Consider the following 19,379-nt stretch of genomic DNA (forward strand, 5'->3'; position numbering starts at 1 on the left):
GTGGCGACCGCCTGGATGGGATGAATGAAATTCCTGCGCCTTCCATTTGCGCTGCTGATGACGGGTTTGCTGGGACTGGGCGGATGCAGCATGCATCAGCCCATGGCCCTGTACCAACTCGATAGTGGTGATCCCGGCCAGCCTTCGCAGAGTGCGGGCATGGCCGTGGTGCTCGGCCCGGTATCGATCGCCGATTACCTGCAGCGCGAAACCTTCCTGCAGCGTCAGCCTGACGGCAGCTTGAGTTCGGCCACCGATGGCCGTTGGGCGGGCAGCCTGTCGGCGGATATCGATCAATTGCTGGTACGTCAGCTGGCCTGGCGCCTGGACAGCCAGCGCGTCGTCCTGGCCCCGGCGAGCACGGGCTTCACGCCGGACGTGCAGGTGCTGCTGTCGATTACCCGCCTGGATTCGGGCAAGAACCAACCGGCGATCCTCGACGCCCAGTGGCGTCTGCTCGACCGTCGTGGCCACGTCCGTGACAACCGCATCGTCCACCTCGAGCAGCCGCACGAGGGTAGCGAAGCTTCGCAAGTGCAAGCCCAGGGGCAGTTGCTGCAGAAGCTGGCTGAACAGTTGAGCACCGCGGTCAAGCCGTTGGCCAATCAACCGGCCATCGCCGAAGAGGCGCCGAAGAAACCCGCTGCACCGGTGCAGGTGAAGAAAGGGCCAGAGAAATCCAAGATTCCGATGGCGTCACCGATTCGTACCGATATGGAAGTCTATCGGTTCTGATCGAACCGCCAGGCAAAAAAAGGCCCGCATCGCTGCGGGCTTTTTTGTGCCTGGCATTCTGGCCATGCAGCCTCTGCAGGGCGCCGGCTCCAGGAACGCTTGGCCGGCGATCAGGCTCGGCGCTCGTGCATGCGCGCCAGTTGCCGCTCCAGCATCGACGGATAAGGCTCCATCAAGCGTTCTACGCAGCACGCGCCTTCAGGGCTGGCGATCGGCCGGATACGAGCCCGCTGGCGAATCAGGTTGTCATCGCTGATCTGGCGCTCGACCAGCAGCAGGTTGCGGCTGTGCTGGGACAGGGCCAGGGCGTCCTGGGCCTTTTCGGTCATCAGCAGGTCGACCTGCTCCATACCTTGCAGATCATCGCCCGATACGAGGCCCAACTGCAGTTGCAGGGTAATACCGCTGTCCGCCACTTCGATCTGCAGTGCATGGCCCAAGGCGCGCAGCAACTCGCCACAGCAGATGGCATTGGTCAGGTAGTCCTCGCCACTGTCGCCACTGTGGAAGAGCACCAGGGTGCTGCCGTCATTGAGCGTGTAGGTTTCGCCTTCGTACAGCGACGCCGCTTGTTCCAGGCAGTCGCGGTAACGCTCCAGCAGCTCGGTCAGGCGTGTGCGTGGCAAACGGCGCAGCTGCTCCTGGGAGCCCAGCTGGACCGCTAGCACTGCGGTGTTCTGCGGCTCGCTGGAGGAGACAGCGCTGGCCTTGGGGGGGCTGTCTTCGTCCAACAGCCCGGCAAACGCCTCATCGTCTTCGTCGTCCGCCTGCGCCACGGCGTGCGCTCGTGGTGCTGGCTTGGCGGTGGTGGCGACGTCGTGCAGGTCGTCGAAGCTGTCCTCGTCGTCTTCCTCTTCCTCCGGCTCCGGGGGCGGAGGAGGGGCCAGGCGTGCGTGCAGTTGGCGAGCCAGGTCGCCGATTTCATCCTGACGGTCGGTAGCCGGGGTATAGGGGTGCGGATCACGCAGCCATACGCGCAGTTGCAGCAGCGGCGTGGTGATGTAACGGCCCTGGCGCAGGCTCAGGCTCAAAGCCAGTGCCAGTAGGATCGCAGCCAGGATGCCCATGCTTTGCAGGCTGATCAGCATCGGTTGCTGGAACTGGCTCATGTCCAGGCTGATGCGCAGTTGCCCGGCGGTCACGTCCTGGAAGGTGATTTTGGTCTGATACAGGCCCTCGGCCTCGCCCAGCAGGCTGTTGCGCGGGCGCTGGCCGGCTTCGGCCAGTATGCGGTTATCCACGCTGTAGATGGCGGCATGGGCTACCAGCGGGTTCTTCACCAGGTTGCCCAGCAGCACGTTGAGGCTGAGGATGTCGTTGGACACCAGCAACTCGGTCGCCGAGGTGGCGGTCTGGGTGGTCAGGCTCTGGCCAAGGGCGTCGGCCTGTTCGTGCATGGCCTGCTTGAATTGCAGGCCCATCACGCAGGCGTAGATCACTAACGCTAGCGCCACCAGGAAAATGTTGGTGATGGCGATGCGCAGTGCCAGGGGAATGCGACGTTGGCGCAGGGCACGGAAGATCATCAGGAAGAAGTTGTCTGGTTTGACGGGCGTAGGCCGGTTCACAGAGCGCGGCTCTTTATGGCGGAAAAGTGTTGCGCAGTATAGCGAGCCGTGTTTTGTCGGCAAAGTATCGTTGGCGCCCGATGGTCACGGAAAATCGGTAGAATGCGCATTTTTCATCGAAGTCGGAGCCAGGTTGTGCGCGAAATCGTCCTGATCAACATCACCGGTGAGGACCGTCCCGGTCTCACTGCGGCCATTACCGGCGTCCTGCTCCAGGGCGGAGTGAACATCCTCGACATAGGTCTTGCGGTCATGCATGGCACGTTGTCGTTCGGCATCCTGGTCGATATCCCGGACAACGAAGTGTCCACCCGCCTGCTGCAAGCCGTCCAGGCCAAGGCCCATGAGCTGAACCTGCAGGCGCGCTACACGCCCATTTCCGAGGCTGACTACCAGCACTGGGCTGACGGTCACGGTGAGGCACGCCACATCGTTACGCTGCTCAGCCGTAAGATCACCCCCGAGCAATTGCAACGGGTGAGTGCGGTCATCAGTAAGTACGAGCTGACCATCGAGCGCATCGAGCGCCTGTCGGCCCGGGTGGTGCTGGATGCCCAGCAGGAAAAAGGCAAGGCCGCCCTGGAGATCTCCGTCCGTGGCGAACCGAGCGATGCCCAGGCCCTGCGCGCGGACTTCTTCGCCCTGTCGGACGAGTTGAAGATCGACATCGCCTTCCAGAAGGACGACCTGTATCGCCGCAATCGCCGTCTGGCGGTGTTCGACATGGACTCGACGCTGATTGAGGCCGAGGTCATCGACGAGTTGGCCAAGGCCGCGGGTGTGGGCGAACAGGTCTCGGCGATCACCGAGCGGGCGATGCGCGGCGAGCTGGATTTTCGCGCCAGCTTCAAGGAGCGCATGGCGCTGCTCAAGGGCCTGGATGTGGGCGTACTGGACGAGATCGGCGCTTCCCTGCGTCTGACCGAGGGTGCCGAGAACCTGTTCGCCGAGCTCAAGCGCCTGGGTTACAAGACCGCGATCCTCTCGGGCGGCTTCTCCTACTTCGCCAAGCAGGTCCAGGCGCGCCTGGGCATCGACTATGTGTTCGCCAACGAACTGGAAGTGGTCGATGGCAAAGTGACCGGCGTGGCCGTGGAGCCGATCGTCGACGCCCAGCGCAAGGCCGACCTGCTGCAGCAACTGGCGAGCGAAGAGGGCCTGCAACTGGACCAGACCATCGCCGTGGGCGACGGTGCCAACGACTTGCCGATGCTCTCGCTGGCCGGCCTGGGCGTGGCCTTCCGGGCCAAACCACTGGTGCGTCAGTCGGCCAAACAGGCGATTTCCACCTTGGGCCTCGACGGCGTGCTGTATTTGCTGGGCATGCGCGACCGCGACGCGCGGGGTTGATCCCAGCCTCTGGTGCCCTGCACGGCACCGTGGGAGCGGCCTCGAGTCGCCAGAGGGCCGCCTGGCGGCCCTTTCCCGGTACAAGGCGGCGTCTGCGGGGCTGAGGGGCGTGGCAACTGGCTGCTACATCGCTGATTGCGAACTGTTCTAAGTCATCCTTTGATCACCATCTAGGCTTGGATCCGTACGGTTCACCCATCGACCGTGCTGGCCCGGGGGGAGTCCTCGTGGCTATCAACTTCAAGGAGATGAAGTTCATGTTCAAGTACGCAGTGGAGAATCAGTGGGGCGGTAACTCGGCACCTTGGCACCCGGGCGGAATCTGGGTAATCGGTGGCCGCGACAATCAGAAGGTGGTGTCGGTGGACGTCAAGTCGACCGATGGAGGTCAGACTCTGCAAGGTGTCATGACCTATGCCGGCGAGGGACCGATCGGCTTCCAGGGCAAGCGCATCGCGCAGAACCGCTACCAGGTGCAGAACCAGTGGGGTGGCAGCAGTGCCCCTTGGCATCCGGGCGGGGAGTGGGTGATCGGTGGGCGCGACAACCAGAGCGTCGTCGCCTTGAGCGTCAGGTCCGAGGATGGCGGGCTTACTCTCAACGGTACCAACACTTACAACAACGAGGGCCCGATCGGCTTCCGCAGCCTGCTCGGTTAGCCATTGCTGCCAAGAAGACGCCCCCGGCCTTGCGCCGGGGGCGTTGAAGCGATCAACCTTGTTGCGGCTGAGCCAGCAGCTGGCCCATGCGCACCGCCGAGCCAGCGCCCAGCGACTCGGCCCACTTCACTTGCTCTGGACCGAACAGCACGATGGCGGTCGAGCCCAGCTTGAAGCGACCCAGTTCGGCGCCTTTTTCCAGATGAATCGGCGCACGGCTGCCTTCGTCATAGCGGAACGTCTTCAGCTCACGCTTGGGGGGCGTGACCAGGCCTGCCCAAACGGTTTCGATCGAGGCGACGATCATCGCACCGACCAGCACCACGGCCATCGGGCCCCGCTCGGTATCGAACAGGCAGACCACACGCTCGTTGCGAGCGAACAGTTCGGGGACGTTCTCCGCGGTGGTCTGGTTGACCGAGAACAGGCGGCCCGGCACATAGACCATTTCGCGCAGGGTGCCGGCAAGCGGCATGTGCACGCGGTGGTAGTCCTTGGGCGACAGGTAGATGGTGGCGAATTCACCGCCCATGAAGGGCGCCGCCAGGGCAGGGTCGCCGCCCAGCAGCTCCAGCGCGCTGAAGCTGTGGCCCTTGGCCTGGAAGATCCGGCCGTGCTCGATCGGGCCCAGTTGGCTCACCGCACCGTCGGCCGGGCAAAGGATCGCGCCGGGGGTTTCGTCCAGCGGGCGCGCGCCTGGCTTGAGGGCGCGGGTGAAGAAGGCGTTGAAGTGCTCGTAGGCGGTGAGGTCTTCGACCAGTGCTTCGTTCATGTTCACCTGGTAGCGCTTGGCGAACCAGGCGGTAAAGGCATTCTTGAACCAGCGCGCGCGGCACTCGGCGATGCAGCCCGCCAGCCGCGACAGCAGATGATGCGGCAGCAGGTACTGGCTGATGATGAACAAACGGGATTTCATGCAGGTTCCTTAGACTTCTACAGGCGTGTCCGGGTGGTTGCCCCATTCGCTCCACGAACCGGCGTAAGCCTTGATGCGCGGGTAGCCAAGGGCTTTGGCCACCAGGTAGGTGAAACCGGAGCGGCGGTGGGTCTGGCAGTGGGTGATCACTTCCTTGTCCGGCGTGATGCCCAGGCTCTGGAGGACTTCGGCGATGTCCTTGCGGATGCGCAGGTGGTCGTTGAGGTCCATGCCTGCGGTCCACTCGAAGTTGATGGCCCCTGGAATGTGTCCGCCCTTGGCCGCCAGCACCTTCTCGCCAGAAAACTCTTGTGGGCCGCGGGCATCCCAGATCACCAGGTCGTCGGCATCCAGGCGGCTTTGCAGGTATTCGCGGGTGGCGGTGGGCTCCTGGTGCAGGTGCAGTCTCACCGATGTGCTGGCCGCGGCAGGCACGTCGGTGGACAGCTTGTCGGCCGGCCACGACTGGATACCGCCATTGAGGTAGTGGTAGGCCTTGTGACCAATCACATCCAGCAGCCAGATGAAGCGGCCGGCCCAGCCGCCCCCTTCATCGTCGTAGACCACATAGACGGCATCGTCGCGATGGCCGAGTTCGCCGAACAGCTTCTCCAGGTCAGTCAGGGCTGGCAGCAGGCCTGGCGCTGGCGGCTGGCCGAGCTGGGTGCGCTTGCCCTCGACGAAGCGTGCCCCGGGGATATGCCCGCTGACATAGCGGTTGGCGCTGCTCAGGTCGACCAGGATCAGTTGCGGCGAATTCAGGCGTGGCAACAGGTCCTCGGGTTCGATCACCAGGGGCAATCCGGAAAAGTCAGTCATCCACGTTCTCCAGTGTGGAAAGAGGGGCGATTGTAGCGCAAGGCTCAGGCGTTGCGGGTGGCAAACACCGCCAGAGCACGCTCGATGCATTGCGCGGTCTTGCCGAAAGCTTGCACGCTGACATCGGCCAGTGGCTTGCCGCCCTGGTCGGCCACGGCCAGCATCAGCACCTGGTCGTTGACCGCCAGCGAACGCAGCAACACATGCTCGCTGCGAAAGAACGCGCGCAGGGGGGGAGGCAGCAGTGCTGAGAACTGGGCATGGTTTTCGGGTGTCAGGCGCAGCTGGCCGGCCTTGCTGACCAGCTTCTGCAACAGCCTGTTCTGAGCAACCGGCAAGGCGATCGCCGCCGCCTCCTTGGGCAGCCCGGCGGCTTGCTGGACGCGCAGCAGGTCGCTGGCCTTGTCCAGGGTCAACAGCAGGATGCGCTGCATGCCGCATGCCTGCAAGGCTTGGCGCGCCTGGTTGGACAAGTGCACGGCGTTGGTGAATGGGCTGGGTTGCGCGAGCATCTGCTCGCACAGCTTGCGCCAGGCGCCCAGGTCCTCGCGGGTAGGGGGCGGTGGTGCCAGCATGTCAGGGTGCGGGCGGCGCTGATGCCATGGCCAGATAAGGGCTTCGGCAGGGTGGAACAGGGCATGCCTGGCGTGGCGGCGGGCGCTGGCGGCCGCCTGTTGGTGAACCTGTTGCTGCACGTCTTCCAGCGAAGTCTGCAGGTAGAGCGCGGTCAGTAACTGCCAGCGCAGTAGGTGCGGATTGTCCCAGCCGACCTGGGCCGCCAGCGCGAGGTTGTTGGCCAGCAGCACGGTGTTGGCCGGTTGATTGAACCAGCGGCTCAGGGCGGGCGCTTCGTCCAGGCGATGCTGCTGGCTCAGCAGGTCCTGATCGCGGGCGATGCTCAGGATCTGGCTCAGTTGCTCACGTTCTTCCAGCAGCAGGCGATAGCCTTGTGTCACCCATTGCGACAGGCGCCAGTGCTCGGCCACGGCTTGGCACAGCGCCAGGATGCGCACGCCAAACAGTTCGGACTCGACCTCTGCGGCCTCTTCGCCTTTGTGGATAACACGCAGCTCCCAGGCATCGAGCAGCTTCGGGTAGGCCAAGGCCATGGGCCACAAGGGCGACAGGAACAGCAGGCTGCCCCAGTGGATCTCTTGCCACAGCCGCGCCAGGCGGCTGGCGAACAGGCCGTTGGCCTGCTGCGAGGCGTGCTGGCTGATCAGCAGGAATTGGCGCAGCACGGGCGGGATATCGTCATCGGGCAGCGCGGGCAAGCGCATCAGCAGTTCCCGGGTGCGCCCCAGGCCCAGGCGATTGAGGGCGATTTCCAGGCTTTCGGCCGGTTCCGCCAGGCTGGCGTTGGCCGGGTGATTGGCCTCGCGCATCACTGACAGCACCAGGGCCGGGCTGTCCTGCATCAGTTCGGCAATGTCGCGCAGGGAGCGGCGGCTGTCGTTGATCGCCGACAATACTGTGTCATGGCTCTGCTTCGGCACCGGCAATCGGACACTGTCCAGCAGTTTGATCCACGCGTCTAATGTACGCGGAGCCTGAGTAGGTACCTTAGTTTCAATTGGCATTTTGACATCAGTCCGAACTGGCTTTTCGCATTGAGTGGCTATAGTCTGGCGCAGTTCTGCCGATAAGTAGAAGAAGAGTTTTAAGGCTCCCGTCCCTCATCCTGACCACGACTGCAAGTGCTTTGAACCTATGGCTAAAATTATCGGCATCATCGTCGTATTCGCGAGCGTGCTCGGCGGGTACGTGCTTTCCCACGGCAAGATCGCGGCACTGATCCAGCCGTTCGAAGTGCTGATCATCGGTGGGGCGGCCTTCGGCGCCTTCATGCAGGCCAACCCTGGTTACATGACCATGCATGTAATCAAGAAGTCGCTGAAGATGTTTGGCTCGCGTTTTACCCATACCTTCTACTTGGAGGTGCTGGGCCTGGTGTACGAAATCCTCAACAAGAGCCGTCGCGAAGGCATGATGGCCATCGAGAGCGATATCGAGGATGCAGCGGCCAGCCCGATCTTCGCAAAATACCCCGCAGTGCTTGGCGATGAGCGCATGACCGCGTTCATCTGCGACTACTTGCGCATCATGTCCACCGGCAACATGGCGCCCCACGAGCTGGAAGGGCTGTTCGACATGGAGCTGCTGAGCATGAAGGAAGAGCTCGAGCACCCATCCCATGCGGTCAACGGCATCGCCGACGGCATGCCCGGTTTCGGTATCGTCGCGGCGGTACTGGGTATCGTGGTGACCATGGCTTCGCTGGGTGATGGCGACCAGAAATCGATCGGTCTGCACGTGGGTGCGGCGCTGGTCGGTACCTTCTTCGGTATTCTGGCGGCCTATGGTTTCTTCGGCCCACTGGCCAAGTGCCTGGAGCACGATGCCAAGGAAGAACTCAACCTCTACGAGGCGATCAAGGCCTCGCTGGTGGCCTCGGCCTCTGGTATGCCGCCTTCGCTGGCCGTCGAGTTCGGTCGCAAGGTGCTGTATCCGAAGCATCGTCCGAGCTTTGCCGAATTGGAACAAGCGGTTCGCGGTCGCTGAGTCATGGAAAACAACCAGCCGATAATCATCAAGCGCGTCAAGCGCTACGGCGGCGGTCACCATGGCGGCGCCTGGAAGATCGCCTTCGCCGACTTCGCCACGGCGATGATGGCGTTCTTCCTGGTGTTGTGGTTGCTGTCTACCGCCACGCCCGAGCAGAAACTCGCCATCGCCGGTTATTTCAAGGACCCGATCGGATTCACCGAAAGCGGCACACCCTTCATCATCGACTTGGGTGGTTCGCCGCAGTTGGCTCCGGAAAAGACCATCAACCCGGAGCAAAAATCCGAGCCTACACCTGATACCAGCATTCAGCTGAACGAAGACCAGGTGCAAACCATGGCCGAGCAGGTGGAGCGCGAGCGCCTCGAACTGCTGCTGCAGGAGTTGCAGAACAAAGTCGAGGAGAACCCGCAGCTGCAGAAGTTCAAGGACCAGATTCTCTTCGAGATCACCCAGGACGGCTTGCGTATCCAGATCATGGACGCCGAGAACCGCCCGATGTTCGACCTGGGCAGCGCACGCCTGCAGCCGTACTTCGAAGATATCCTGCTGGCCATGGCTGACACCATCAAGGCGGTGCCTAACAAGATCAGCATCAGCGGTCACACCGATGCCAAGCCTTATGCCGGTACCGGCGAGTTCGGCAACTGGGAGCTTTCGGCCAACCGAGCCAATGCGGCGCGCCGTGCACTTGTCGCAGGCGGCTACCCGGATGAGCAGGTGGCGCGGGTAGTAGGCTATGCCTCATCGTCGCTGTTCGATCGCAAGAACCCGTTCAACCCGGTCAACCGGCGTATCGACATCATCGTGCTGACGAAAAAGGCCCAGCGCACCATCGAGGGTGAGCAAGGTACACCGGAGACGCCGCCTGCCGAGACGCCCGCGCCCGCAGCGCCTGGAGCACCCGGAGCATCGGCGGCGCCGGCGCCGACCGAGGCACCGATGCAGCCGCGTGAGCTACGGCAGAAGCTGAACATCTTCGAAGACGGTGTGTTGAAGATGGACGAGGCCAAGGACCAGTAGCCGGTCAGGGCCGCTTTGCGGCCCATTGCCGAGGCTCAGTAACTGTCTTCGGGCAAACTGGCGATGATCGAGCGGTAGCTGTTCATCCGCTGCTGCTTGATGCGCCCATCCTCCAGCGCCTTGAGCAGTGCGCAACCCGGCTCGCGATCATGCTTGCAGTCGCGGAAGCGGCACGTCCCGAACAGGTCGCGAAACTCGATGAATCCATCCTCGACATCGTTGCGGCTGACGTGACCCAGGCCGAACTCACGGATCCCCGGTGAGTCGATCAGGTCGCCGCCGTTGGGGAAGTGGTACAGCCGTGCGGTAGTGGTGGTGTGGGTGCCTTGGCCCGACCACTCCGACAGATCGCCGACGCGGGTGCTGGCCTCGGGCAGCAGGCTGTTGACCAGCGAAGACTTGCCAACCCCGGATTGACCGACGAACACGCTGATGTGCTCGTTCAGCATCTGCTGCAGGCGTTGCATGCCATCGCCGTGATGCGCCGAAACCTCAAGCAGCGGGTAGCCCAGGTCGCGGTAGACCTCGAGCAGGGCATGCAGCGCCGGGCCGTTCTCTTCGTTGATGAGGTCGGCCTTGTTCAGCAGCAGCAGCGGGCGAATACCGGCGTGCTCGGCGGCCACCAGGTAGCGGTCGATCAGGTTGGGGTGCGGTTCGGGCGCCGGGGCGAAGACGATCACGATCAAGTCGACGTTGGCCGCCACCGGTTTGAGCTGGCCATGGTTGTTCGGTCGGCACAGCTCGGTACTGCGGGGCATCTGCGCGACGATCACGCCGATGCCTTGGTTGCCTGCACGCCAGACTACGCGGTCGCCGGTCACCAGCGCTGGCAGGTTGGCCCGCAGGTGGCAGCGAAACACCTGGCCGGCAACCTCGCCGTCCTGGGCCTCGACCTCGACTTGTACGCCGAAGTGGGCGATCACCAGGCCCAATTGCTCCGGCCCCAGGTCGCCGCCCTCCAGCTCCTGCAGGACATGCTGCTCGCGTTTGGCGGCGCGAGCGGCGCGCTCGTTCTGGATTTTTTCGATGCGCCAGTTCTGGCGGCGGTTGAGCTGGCGTTTGGCCATGAAGGTTCCGTGTTGGCGGTGCACAAAAGAAAACGGCACGCAGTTTAGCATGCCGGGCGACGGACCATTCTCGTTACCTTTGCGCTTCGAATGCATCGGTCAGCCCCGCTAGGCTACTATGACGGCCTATACGAGGAGCCCCTTTCATGCAGAACCCACAGAACCTGATCTGGATCGATCTGGAAATGACCGGCCTGGATCCGGACAACGACGTCATCATCGAGATGGCCACCATCGTTACCGACAGCGACCTGAACACCTTGGCCGAAGGCCCAGTGATCGCCATCCACCACAGTGACGAAGTGCTGGCGCGCATGGACGAATGGAACACTCGCACCCACGGTGCCTCGGGGCTGACCCAGCGCGTGCGCGAGAGCAGTATCAGCATGGCCGAGGCCGAGGCGCAGACCATCGCTTTCCTCGAACAGTGGGTGCCCAAAGGCAAGTCGCCGATCTGCGGCAACAGCATCTGTCAGGACCGCCGTTTCCTTTACCGGCACATGCGCGAGCTGGAAAACTACTTCCACTACCGCAACCTTGACGTCTCGACCCTCAAGGAGTTGGCCGCACGCTGGGCGCCTAACGTGCGCGACAGCTTCAAGAAGGGCGGAACCCATCTGGCGCTGGACGATATCCGCGAATCGATCGCCGAATTGCGCCACTATCGCGAGCACTTCATCAAGGTTTGAGCCGTGAGGGTGCAGATATTGTCTGCACGCCCTCTTTTGGTGCCCTTGGCAACTGGTTAGACTGCGCGCCTTTTTCGCAGGGACCTGCACCATGTTGTTGATGCTCTATCTCATTGCCATCACCGCAGAAGCCATGACCGGCGCCTTGTCCGCCGGTCGACGTGGCATGGACTGGTTTGGCGTGGTGCTGATCGCCTGCGTCACGGCCCTTGGGGGCGGCTCGGTGCGTGATGTCTTGCTCGGCCATTATCCGTTGACCTGGGTGAAGCACCCGGAGTACCTGGTGCTGACCAGCTGCGCTGCGCTGCTGACGATTTTCATCGCGCCGATGATGCGTCGCCTGCGCTCGTTGTTCCTGGTGCTCGATGCGCTGGGGCTGGTGGCCTTTACCCTGATTGGCTGCATGACGGCGCTGGAGATGGGGCAGGGGATGCTGGTGGCCTCGATCAGCGGAGTGATCACCGGGGTGTTTGGCGGGATCTTGCGGGATATCTTCTGCAACGATATTCCGCTGGTGTTCCGTCGGGAGCTGTATGCCAGTGTGTCGTTCGCGGCGGCTTGGTTCTACCTGGGGTGCGTGCATTTCCAGGTGCCAGCGGAGCAGGCCATGCTACTGACCTTGTTCGGTGGGTTCCTGTTGCGCTTGCTGGCAATCAGGTTCCATTGGGAAATGCCCAAGTTTCACTATAACGACCAGCAGTAAGAGCGGGCTGCGACGGGCAGTAATGCCAGTGGTTCGAATGGGCCTGAGATCGCGGTAGGCGCGAGCGTTGCTCGCGATACGCCCGCGCGGGCGGCGCTCGATCTCCCACGCACTGAACGCTGCGAGACGACCCCGCCAGCTTCGACCTCCTCTACAGCGCTCCATGCCGCCCCAGCGCCCATTCCACGTGCTCGCGCACCAGCGCCGAAGGGTCGTCCCGGCGCGCCTTCAACGCTTCCAGCACCGGAATCGTCGTCGGCGCATTGCCCAACCCCACCGCCAGGTTGCGCAGCCAGCGCTCGTACCCGGCGCGGCGCAATGGCCCTCCTTCGGTCTTGCGCAGGAAGGTCCTCTCGTCCCACAGGAACATCTCGGCCAGTTCGCTGTTCTCCAGCCCGTGTCGAGGCATGAAGTCGTCCTCGCGGGTGTGGCTGGCGAATCGGTTCCACGGGCAGACGATCTGGCAGTCGTCGCAACCGAATACCCGGTTGCCGATCATCGCGCGCAGTTCCACCGGAATGGCACCCTTGAGCTCGATGGTCAGGTAGGAGATACAGCGCCTGGCATCCAGCACGTAGGGCCCCACGAACGCCTGGGTCGGACAGATGTCCAGGCATGCCTGGCAGCGTCCGCAGTGCTCGCTGGTGTGGGCTTCGTCCACCGGTAACGGCAGGTCGACGAACAGTTCGGCGAGGAAGAAGTAGCTTCCGGCCTTGCGGTTGAGCAGCAGGGTGTTCTTGCCAATCCAGCCAAGCCCGGCCTGTTCGGCAATGGCCTTTTCCAGCACCGGGGCACTGTCGACGAAGGCGCGATAGCCGAAGGGGCCGATCACCTCCTGGATGCGGTCGGCCAGATGCTGCACGCGCTTGCGCACCAGCTTGTGGTAGTCGCGGCCCAGGGCGTAGCGCGAGACGTAGGCTTTTTCCGGCTGGGCCAGGCGCTGGGCCATCTGGGTATCGCCGGGCAGGTAGTCCATGCGCAGCGACACCACCCGAAGGGTGCCAGGAATCAGCTGGTCGGGGTGCGAGCGCTTGCTGCCGTGGGTCGCCAGGTAGTCCATCTCGCCCTGGTAGCCTGCATCCAGCCAGCGCCGCAGGTGCTGTTCGTGCTCGCCAAGGTCGACGCCGGCGATGCCAACGTGGGCAAAACCGAGTTCGCGGCCGAAATCCTTGATCGATTGGGCCAGTGCGGCGAGGTCAGGTGTGGAGACAGGCATGGATGGGTAAGGCAATACAGGCTCAGGTGCGTATAATTCTGCCAGACATTGGAGCCTTTGACCCCATGCCCCAGACCAAACAACCCGGCAATGCCCCGCTGCGACTCGACCGCGAGACCGTCGCGGGCCTGCCTGCACGTTCTGCACAGGCTCACAAAGGCGATTTTGGCCACGTGCTGGTGGTGGGCGGCGACCTCGGCACCGGGGGCGCCGTGTTGCTCAGTGCCGAGGCGGCATTGCGCTGTGGTGCCGGGCTGGTCAGTGTGGCCACCCGTCCCGAGCACGTTGCAGCGGGCCTGGCTCGGCTGCCCGAGGTGATGTGCCTTGGGGTGAGTTCGGCGAACCAACTGGTGAGCGTGCTGGAGCGGGCGTCGGTGCTGGTTGTCGGCCCAGGCCTCGGGCAGGCTGCCTGGGGACGCAGCCTGCTGTCTGCGGTAGCCAATGCCGATCAACCTCAGGTGTGGGATGCCGATGCCCTGAATCTGCTGGCACGCACGCCTTTGGCCTTGCCCAGCGGGAGCATCCTTACCCCACACCCTGGTGAGGCTGCGCGTCTGCTGGGTATTTCCACCGAGGCGGTGCAGGCGGATCGACCTGGGGCGGCGCGTAAGCTGGCTCGCCGCTATGCCAGTGTGTGCGTGCTCAAGGGGGCGGGCTCACTGGTAGCCGACCCATCAGGGCGGTTGGCATTGTGTGAGCGTGGTCATCCGGCGATGGCCGGAGCAGGCCTCGGCGATGTGTTGACCGGCGTGCTGGGGGCATTGCTGGCCCAGGGGCAGGATGCTTGGCGTGCAGCCTGCCTCGGCGTATGGCTGCATGCTTGCGCGGGTGAGCGTCTGGGCGTCGAAGGTAGAGGCTTGGCGGCCAGTGATCTGGCGCCGGTCATTCGTGAGTTGTTGGAGGAGCATTCTGCGTGTCAGGCATAACCCTTTTTCTGGCCGATGAAGAGGCCATGGTCGCCTTTGGTGCGAAGCTGGCTGGAGTGACCGGCGGTCACGGCGTGATCTTTCTCGAAGGCGACCTGGGCGCGGGCAAGACCACGCTGTCGCGGGGCCTGATTCGCGGCCTGGGCCATACGGGCGCAGTGAAAAGCCCCACGTTCACCGTGGTCGAGCCCTACGAAATCGGTGATGTGCGCGCCTTCCATTTCGACCTTTACCGCCTGGTCGATCCTGAAGAGCTCGAGTTCATGGGGATTCGTGACTATTTCGAAGGTGACCCGTTGTGTCTGTTCGAGTGGCCACAAAAGGGTGCGGGCGTTTTGCCAAAGCCTGACCTGACCATTACCATAAGCCCCCAAGCGGGCGGACGCTCGCTGAACCTGTCGCCGCAGGGGGCTCGCGGCGAGGCATGGTGCCTGGCACTGGCCAAAGACTATAAACAGTAAGTGGGGTAGGTATGCGCATACGCGCACTGGTCGCCGTGGTAGGGCTGCTGCTGACAGCGGTGACCGTTGACGCTCTGGCCGTCACACAAGTCAAGAGCATGCGCCTGTGGCGCGCGCCGGACAACACGCGGCTGGTCTTCGACCTGTCTGGCCCCGTGCAGCACAGCGTCTTCACCTTGAGCGCTCCGGATCGCCTGGTCATCGACATCAACGGTGCGACCTTGGCCGCGCCGCTGAACGTCTCCACGTCCAATACGCCGATCAGCAGCGTGCGTTCCGCCCAGCGGACCCCCACCGACCTGCGCGTGGTGGTCGACCTGAAGAAGTCGGTCACGCCAAAGAGCTTCACCCTGGCGCCCAATGCCCAGTATGGCAACCGCCTGGTGGTCGACCTGTACGACCAGGAAGCCGATGCCGTTGCTGCCAGCACGCCAGCCGCGCCGCCAGCACAGGCGCCTGCGACCACCCCTGCGGTCCCAGTAACCCCAGCCCAGCCGGCCATCAAGTTGCCGCCGGTGCCCAGTGGCAAGCGCGATATCGTGGTTGCCATCGACGCCGGCCACGGTGGCGAAGACCCGGGGGCTTCGGGTTCGCGTGGTCAGCACGAGAAAGACATCGTGCTGCAGATCGCCAAGGAGCTGCAGCGCCAGATCAATACCGAGAAGGGCTACCGCGCCGAGCTGACCCGCACCGGCGACTACTTCATTCCGCTGCGTAAACGCACCGAGATTGCCCGTAAGAAAGGCGCAGACCTGTTCATTTCTATCCACGCCGATGCCGCGCCGTCCCGTGCCGCCTTCGGTGCCTCGGTGTTCGCGTTGTCCGATCGAGGTGCCACTTCCGAGACTGCCCGCTGGCTGGCGGACACGGAAAACCGCTCCGACCTGATCGGTGGTGCGGGCAACGTCAGTCTGGACGACAAGGACCGCATGCTGGCCGGAGTGCTGCTCGACCTGTCGATGACCGCCACGCTCAGCTCGAGTCTCAATGTCGGCCAGAAGGTGCTGGGCAACATGGGACGGGTCACTTCCCTGCACAAACAGCGGGTCGAGCAGGCCGGGTTCATGGTGTTGAAGTCACCTGATATCCCGTCGATCCTCGTGGAAACCGGGTTCATCTCCAACAACAACGAAGCTGCCAAACTGGCCACCGCCAGCCACCAGCAAGCCCTGGCGCGCTCGATCCATACCGGCGTACGCCAGTACTTCCAGCAGAACCCGCCACCTGGCACCTACATCGCCTGGCTGCGCGACAGTGGCAAGATCGCCCAGGGCCCGCGTGAACATACCGTGCGTCCCGGCGAAACATTGGCGATGATCGCCGTGCGCTACCAGGTCAGCGTGGCCAGCCTGCGCAGCAGCAACAGCCTCAAGAGCGATGAGCTGAAGGTCGGCCAGCACCTCGATATCCCCGCCACCACCCTGGCCTCTCAGCAATGAGTGGGGGCTCGCGCATCCAGCTGCTCAGCCCGCGGCTGGCCAACCAGATCGCTGCGGGCGAGGTGGTCGAGCGCCCTGCTTCGGTGGCCAAGGAACTGCTGGAAAACAGCCTTGACTCGGGCGCACGTCGCATCGATGTCGAAGTGGAGCAGGGCGGGGTCAAGTTGCTGCGGGTCCGCGACGACGGTGGCGGTATCTCCGCCGACGACCTGCCGCTGGCCCTGGCTCGACACGCCACCAGCAAGATCCGCGAACTGGAAGACCTTGAAGGTGTATTGAGCCTCGGTTTCCGTGGCGAGGCACTGGCGTCGATCAGTTCGGTGGCGCGGCTGACCCTTACCTCGCGCACTGCCGATGCCACCGAAGCCTGGCAGGTCGAAACCGAGGGGCGGGACATGACCCCGCGCGTACAGCCTGCCGCGCACCCGGTCGGCACTTCGGTAGAGGTGCGCGACCTGTTCTTCAATACCCCGGCCCGACGTAAGTTCCTCAAGGCCGAGAAAACCGAATTCGATCATCTGCAGGAAGTCATCCGACGCCTTGCGCTGGCGCGATTCGACGTGGGTTTCCACCTGCGCCACAACGGCAAGAGCATCCTCAGCCTGCACGAGGCCCACGACGAGGTTGCGCGGGCGCGACGGGTCGGCGCCATTTGTGGGCCGGGGTTCCTGGAGCAGGCACTGCCGATCGACGTCGAGCGCAACGGTTTGCGTCTGTGGGGTTGGGTCGGACTGCCCACGTTCTCGCGCAGCCAGGCCGACTTGCAGTACTTCTTCGTCAATGGCCGCGCGGTGCGCGACAAGCTGGTCGCCCACGCGGTGCGCCAAGCCTACCGCGACGTGCTGTTCAATGGCCGGCACCCGACCTTCGTGCTGTTCCTGGAGCTGGAGCCCAACGGCGTCGACGTCAACGTGCACCCGACCAAGCACGAAGTGCGGTTCCGCGAAGGGCGCATGGTGCACGACTTCCTGTACGGCACCTTGCACCGGGCCTTGGCCGATGTGCGTCCGGAAGACCAGCTGGCGGCACCGGCCCCTGCGGCGGAAATCGTCCGTCCCAGTGGTCTGCAGGCGGGAGAGTTCGGCCCGCAGGGCGAAATGCGCCTGGCCTCGCCAGTGCTCGAGCAGCCCCAGGCCGAGCCGCGTTCCTATTCCAGTACTGGCAGTGGCGGTAACGGTGCCGGTTACCAGTACTCGTATACGCCGCGCCCGTCCCAGCCGGTACCGGCTGCCGAGGCGCAAGCGGTCTATCGCGAGTTCTACGCGCCGTTGGGCGGCACCACCGGCGCGCCAGTATCGCTGCCTGAGGGCAAGGGTGACATTCCGCCCCTCGGTTACGCCCTGGCGCAGTTGAAGGGCATTTACATCCTCGCCGAGAACGCGATCGGCCTAGTGTTGGTGGACATGCACGCCGCCCATGAGCGGATCATGTATGAACGCCTCAAGGTGGCCATGGCCAGCGAGGGGCTCAGTGGCCAGCCGTTGCTCGTGCCTGAGACGCTGGCCTTGAGCCAGCGAGAAGCCGACTGCGCCGAAGAGCACGCCCAATGGTTCCAGCGACTGGGTTTCGAATTGCAGCGCCTGGGCCCCGAGACCCTGGCGATCAGGCAGATTCCGGCACTGCTCAAGCAGGCCGAGGCCAACCGTCTGGTGCAGGACGTGCTCGCTGACCTGATGGAGTATGGCACCAGCGACCGTATCCAGGCGCACCTGAACGAACTGCTGGGCACCATGGCCTGCCACGGCGCGGTGCGCGCCAACCGGCGCCTGGCCATCCCAGAGATGAACGCCCTGCTGCGCGACATGGAAAACACCGAGCGCAGCGGGCAGTGCAACCATGGCCGACCCACCTGGACCCAGATGGGCCTGGACGACCTGGACAAACTTTTCCTGCGCGGTCGATGACATGAGCGGCAAGCCTCCAGCGATTTTTCTCATGGGCCCGACAGCGGCCGGCAAGACCGACCTCGCCATCGAGCTGACCAAGGTGCTGCCGTGCGAACTGATCAGCGTCGATTCGGCGCTGGTCTATCGCGGCATGGACATTGGTACCGCCAAGCCTTCCAAAGAGGTGTTGGCCGCCCATCCGCACCGGCTTATCGATATTCTCGATCCGGCTGAAAGCTATTCGGCGGCGCATTTCTGTCGTGATGCCCTGGAGGCCATGGCCGAGATTACCGCGCGCGGCAAGATCCCACTGCTGGTCGGTGGCACCATGCTCTACTACAAGGCCTTGGTCGAAGGGTTGGCTGATATGCCCGCCTCGGACACCGCGGTACGCGCAGAACTCGAAGCCTTGGCCAACGAACAGGGCCTCGGCCAATTGCACCGCCAATTGGCCGAGGTCGACCCGGAATCGGCAGCGCGTATTCACCCCAATGACCCTCAGCGGCTGATTCGCGCCCTGGAGGTTTACCGAGTCAGTGGCGAGACAATGACGGCACATCGCCAGCGTCAATACGCGGAAAGTCGCGCCGCAGACGCAGGCGCGGGCGGGCATTTGCCCTATACTGTCGCGAGTTTGGCGATAGCTCCTACAGATCGTCACATTTTGCATCGGCGAATTGCGCTACGATTTTCGCAGATGCTGGAACAGGGCTTCGTCGACGAGGTCCGATCGCTGCGAGCCAGAAGTGACTTGCACGCCGGACTGCCGTCTATACGGGCAGTGGGGTATCGGCAGGTCTGGGATTACCTCGATGGCCAGCTGACTGAGAATGAGATGCGCGAACGCGGTATCATTGCCACCAGGCAGCTGGCCAAGCGGCAGTTCACCTGGTTGCGAGGCTGGAACGATGTCCATTGGCTCGACAGCCTGGCCTGCGACAATCTGTCCCGCACCTTGAAATACCTGGAGACCGTCTCCATATTGAGCTGAGTCCCTGCTCATTGCCGTCTATTCTTGCGATGGGGCGGCAGAATTTATTGATTTTTCTGATTTTCTACTATTGATCCTTACAGGAGTGCGGCATATGTCAAAAGGGCATTCGCTACAAGACCCTTACTTGAACACCTTGAGAAAAGAAAAGGTCCCGGTTTCCATCTACCTGGTAAACGGTATCAAGCTGCAGGGCTCGATCGAATCTTTCGACCAGTTCGTGGTACTGCTGAAGAACACCGTCAGCCAGATGGTCTACAAGCACGCCATTTCGACCGTGGTTCCAGCCCGTCCGGTTCGCCTGCCAAGCCCGTCCGATTCCGAACACGGCGACAGCGAGCCAGGCAACGCCTGATAGGAGCCTGC

19 protein-coding genes are annotated in these 19,379 nt (G+C 63.4%); 13 read left to right on the forward strand and 6 right to left on the reverse strand.

The window, feature by feature from the left end:
* Window positions 1-24 precede the first annotated feature (24 nt).
* Window positions 25-735, forward strand: a complete 711-nt coding sequence (locus tag H620_RS0120670; protein WP_027907960.1) for a PqiC family protein — start codon at window positions 25-27, stop codon at window positions 733-735.
* Between the two features lie 110 nt (window positions 736-845).
* Here H620_RS0120670 and H620_RS0120675 read toward each other — a convergent pair whose 3' ends face one another.
* Complete coding sequence (locus H620_RS0120675; RefSeq protein WP_027907961.1) at window positions 846-2,303, reverse strand: AhpA/YtjB family protein; 1,458 nt, start codon at window positions 2,301-2,303, stop codon at window positions 846-848.
* A gap of 135 nt (window positions 2,304-2,438) precedes the next feature.
* Here H620_RS0120675 and serB point away from each other — a divergent pair, with 135 nt between their 5' ends.
* Window positions 2,439-3,653, forward strand: a complete 1,215-nt coding sequence (gene serB, locus H620_RS0120680) for a phosphoserine phosphatase SerB (protein ID WP_023378452.1) — start codon at window positions 2,439-2,441, stop codon at window positions 3,651-3,653.
* A gap of 227 nt (window positions 3,654-3,880) precedes the next feature.
* Window positions 3,881-4,312 carry a lectin OAA family protein gene (locus tag H620_RS0120685; protein ID WP_023378453.1) on the forward strand — a complete coding sequence of 144 codons (432 nt, stop codon included), beginning with the start codon at window positions 3,881-3,883 and terminating at the stop codon, window positions 4,310-4,312.
* A gap of 52 nt (window positions 4,313-4,364) precedes the next feature.
* On the opposite strand, the gene asd is transcribed toward H620_RS0120685, so the two are convergent.
* From asd to H620_RS0120700, 3 genes are read right to left on the reverse strand one after another with little or no spacing between them, the layout of a single operon-like run.
* Window positions 4,365-5,228 carry an archaetidylserine decarboxylase gene (gene asd, locus H620_RS27520; protein WP_023378454.1) on the reverse strand — a complete coding sequence of 288 codons (864 nt, stop codon included), beginning with the start codon at window positions 5,226-5,228 and terminating at the stop codon, window positions 4,365-4,367.
* A 9-nt stretch (window positions 5,229-5,237) separates the two neighbouring features.
* Window positions 5,238-6,047 (reverse strand): rhodanese-like domain-containing protein, encoded by an 810-nt coding sequence (locus tag H620_RS27525; RefSeq protein WP_027907963.1) that lies wholly within the window; start codon window positions 6,045-6,047, stop codon window positions 5,238-5,240.
* 44 nt (window positions 6,048-6,091) lie between these two features.
* Window positions 6,092-7,627 carry an HDOD domain-containing protein gene (locus H620_RS0120700; RefSeq protein WP_023378456.1) on the reverse strand — a complete coding sequence of 512 codons (1,536 nt, stop codon included), beginning with the start codon at window positions 7,625-7,627 and terminating at the stop codon, window positions 6,092-6,094.
* 130 nt (window positions 7,628-7,757) lie between these two features.
* Between H620_RS0120700 and motA the strand changes: the two genes are divergently transcribed.
* Window positions 7,758-8,609: a flagellar motor stator protein MotA gene (gene motA / locus H620_RS0120705; protein WP_023378457.1), complete on the forward strand. Its 852-nt coding sequence runs from the start codon at window positions 7,758-7,760 to the stop codon at window positions 8,607-8,609.
* Between the two features lie 3 nt (window positions 8,610-8,612).
* Entirely contained in the window at window positions 8,613-9,635 is a 1,023-nt protein-coding gene (motB, locus tag H620_RS0120710) for a flagellar motor protein MotB (protein WP_023378458.1), read from the forward strand.
* Window positions 9,636-9,670: 35 nt separating this feature from the next.
* Here the strand turns inward: motB and rsgA are convergent, their stop codons facing one another.
* Window positions 9,671-10,702 carry a small ribosomal subunit biogenesis GTPase RsgA gene (rsgA, locus tag H620_RS0120715; protein ID WP_023378459.1) on the reverse strand — a complete coding sequence of 344 codons (1,032 nt, stop codon included), beginning with the start codon at window positions 10,700-10,702 and terminating at the stop codon, window positions 9,671-9,673.
* Window positions 10,703-10,848: 146 nt separating this feature from the next.
* Between rsgA and orn the strand changes: the two genes are divergently transcribed.
* Entirely contained in the window at window positions 10,849-11,391 is a 543-nt protein-coding gene (orn, locus tag H620_RS0120720) for an oligoribonuclease (RefSeq protein WP_023378460.1), read from the forward strand.
* Between the two features lie 91 nt (window positions 11,392-11,482).
* Entirely contained in the window at window positions 11,483-12,094 is a 612-nt protein-coding gene (locus tag H620_RS0120725; RefSeq protein WP_023378461.1) for a trimeric intracellular cation channel family protein, read from the forward strand.
* A gap of 151 nt (window positions 12,095-12,245) precedes the next feature.
* On the opposite strand, the gene queG is transcribed toward H620_RS0120725, so the two are convergent.
* Window positions 12,246-13,310 (reverse strand): tRNA epoxyqueuosine(34) reductase QueG, encoded by a 1,065-nt coding sequence (gene queG / locus H620_RS0120730; RefSeq protein WP_027907964.1) that lies wholly within the window; start codon window positions 13,308-13,310, stop codon window positions 12,246-12,248.
* 65 nt (window positions 13,311-13,375) lie between these two features.
* Here queG and H620_RS0120735 point away from each other — a divergent pair, with 65 nt between their 5' ends.
* The 6 genes from H620_RS0120735 (at window position 13,376) to hfq (ending at window position 19,368) form a co-directional block, all read left to right on the forward strand.
* Complete coding sequence (locus H620_RS0120735; RefSeq protein WP_023378463.1) at window positions 13,376-14,236, forward strand: NAD(P)H-hydrate dehydratase; 861 nt, start codon at window positions 13,376-13,378, stop codon at window positions 14,234-14,236.
* Entirely contained in the window at window positions 14,224-14,697 is a 474-nt protein-coding gene (gene tsaE, locus H620_RS0120740) for a tRNA (adenosine(37)-N6)-threonylcarbamoyltransferase complex ATPase subunit type 1 TsaE (RefSeq protein ID WP_023378464.1), read from the forward strand. Before H620_RS0120735 ends, tsaE begins: the two co-directional genes overlap by 13 nt.
* An 11-nt stretch (window positions 14,698-14,708) precedes the next feature.
* Window positions 14,709-16,136, forward strand: a complete 1,428-nt coding sequence (locus H620_RS0120745) for an N-acetylmuramoyl-L-alanine amidase (RefSeq protein ID WP_023378465.1) — start codon at window positions 14,709-14,711, stop codon at window positions 16,134-16,136.
* Window positions 16,133-18,040 (forward strand): DNA mismatch repair endonuclease MutL, encoded by a 1,908-nt coding sequence (gene mutL / locus H620_RS0120750; RefSeq protein WP_023378466.1) that lies wholly within the window; start codon window positions 16,133-16,135, stop codon window positions 18,038-18,040. Before H620_RS0120745 ends, mutL begins: the two co-directional genes overlap by 4 nt.
* 1 nt (window position 18,041) lies before the next feature.
* Complete coding sequence (gene miaA / locus H620_RS0120755; RefSeq protein WP_027907965.1) at window positions 18,042-19,013, forward strand: tRNA (adenosine(37)-N6)-dimethylallyltransferase MiaA; 972 nt, start codon at window positions 18,042-18,044, stop codon at window positions 19,011-19,013.
* A gap of 94 nt (window positions 19,014-19,107) precedes the next feature.
* Window positions 19,108-19,368: an RNA chaperone Hfq gene (gene hfq, locus H620_RS0120760; RefSeq protein ID WP_003258160.1), complete on the forward strand. Its 261-nt coding sequence runs from the start codon at window positions 19,108-19,110 to the stop codon at window positions 19,366-19,368.
* Window positions 19,369-19,379: the final 11 nt, after the last annotated feature.

Source organism: Pseudomonas taiwanensis DSM 21245 (assembly GCF_000425785.1).
Classification (GTDB): domain Bacteria; phylum Pseudomonadota; class Gammaproteobacteria; order Pseudomonadales; family Pseudomonadaceae; genus Aquipseudomonas; species Aquipseudomonas taiwanensis.

Bases quoted from the DNA above. Each gene is read 5' to 3' on its own strand.
- asd (WP_023378454.1), bottom strand. From the start codon at position 5,228: ATGAAATCCCGTTTGTTCATCATCAGCCAGTACCTGCTGCCGCATCAT.
- mutL (WP_023378466.1), top strand. From the start codon at position 16,133: ATGAGTGGGGGCTCGCGCATCCAGCTGCTCAGCCCGCGGCTGGCCAAC.
- queG (WP_027907964.1), bottom strand. From the start codon at position 13,310: ATGCCTGTCTCCACACCTGACCTCGCCGCACTGGCCCAATCGATCAAG.
- miaA (WP_027907965.1), top strand. From the start codon at position 18,042: ATGAGCGGCAAGCCTCCAGCGATTTTTCTCATGGGCCCGACAGCGGCC.
- rsgA (WP_023378459.1), bottom strand. From the start codon at position 10,702: ATGGCCAAACGCCAGCTCAACCGCCGCCAGAACTGGCGCATCGAAAAA.
- motA (WP_023378457.1), top strand. From the start codon at position 7,758: ATGGCTAAAATTATCGGCATCATCGTCGTATTCGCGAGCGTGCTCGGC.
- H620_RS0120670 (WP_027907960.1), top strand. From the start codon at position 25: ATGAAATTCCTGCGCCTTCCATTTGCGCTGCTGATGACGGGTTTGCTG.
- hfq (WP_003258160.1), top strand. From the start codon at position 19,108: ATGTCAAAAGGGCATTCGCTACAAGACCCTTACTTGAACACCTTGAGA.
- H620_RS0120735 (WP_023378463.1), top strand. From the start codon at position 13,376: ATGCCCCAGACCAAACAACCCGGCAATGCCCCGCTGCGACTCGACCGC.
- H620_RS27525 (WP_027907963.1), bottom strand. From the start codon at position 6,047: ATGACTGACTTTTCCGGATTGCCCCTGGTGATCGAACCCGAGGACCTG.
- H620_RS0120745 (WP_023378465.1), top strand. From the start codon at position 14,709: ATGCGCATACGCGCACTGGTCGCCGTGGTAGGGCTGCTGCTGACAGCG.
- H620_RS0120700 (WP_023378456.1), bottom strand. From the start codon at position 7,627: ATGCCAATTGAAACTAAGGTACCTACTCAGGCTCCGCGTACATTAGAC.
- orn (WP_023378460.1), top strand. From the start codon at position 10,849: ATGCAGAACCCACAGAACCTGATCTGGATCGATCTGGAAATGACCGGC.
- H620_RS0120725 (WP_023378461.1), top strand. From the start codon at position 11,483: ATGTTGTTGATGCTCTATCTCATTGCCATCACCGCAGAAGCCATGACC.
- motB (WP_023378458.1), top strand. From the start codon at position 8,613: ATGGAAAACAACCAGCCGATAATCATCAAGCGCGTCAAGCGCTACGGC.